At 65.7% G+C, this 464-nt stretch carries 1 protein-coding gene; it reads right to left on the bottom strand.

Features of this window, described 5'->3' with window-relative positions; genetic code table 11:
- Positions 1 to 78: 78 nt before the first annotated feature.
- A partial coding sequence (locus tag EN994_RS34890; RefSeq protein ID WP_164746598.1) for an ABC transporter permease occupies positions 79 to 464 on the bottom strand: 386 nt, incomplete at its 5' end.

The following is a 464-nucleotide window of genomic DNA, read 5'->3' as shown; positions in this document are numbered from 1 at the left end:
GGCGCAGCGCGCGGCGCCAGAACGTCCGCGCCGGCAGCGGACGCGTTGCGACGGGTGCGTCGATGGCGATGGGCGCGCTCACAGGTCGTGCACCTTGATGCGAGGATCGATGAAGGCATAGAGCACATCGACCACGAAATTGACGATCACGACCATCGCGGCGAGCAGCATCACGCAATTGCGCACCACGATCAGGTCGCGGTTGGCGATCGACTGGAAGATCAGGCGGCCGAGGCCCGGCAGATAGAACACGTTCTCGATCACGATGGTGCCGGCGAGCAGATTGGCGAACTGCAGCCCCATCACGGTCATCACCGGGATCATGGCGTTGCGCAGCACGTGACTCCACAGCACCTCGCGCTTGCCGAGGCCCTTTGCGCGGGCGGTGCGGACGAAATCTTCGCGCAGCACTTCGAGCACGGCCGAGCGCGTGACGCGCGCAAGGATCGCGGCCTGCACCACTG

The sequence above is a fragment of the Mesorhizobium sp. M7A.F.Ca.CA.002.09.1.1 genome (assembly GCF_003998555.1).
In the GTDB taxonomy this organism is placed as follows: domain Bacteria; phylum Pseudomonadota; class Alphaproteobacteria; order Rhizobiales; family Rhizobiaceae; genus Mesorhizobium; species Mesorhizobium ciceri.
The sequence above is the reverse complement of the archived record's forward strand: the minus strand, read 5'-3'. Positions and strand labels throughout refer to the sequence as shown.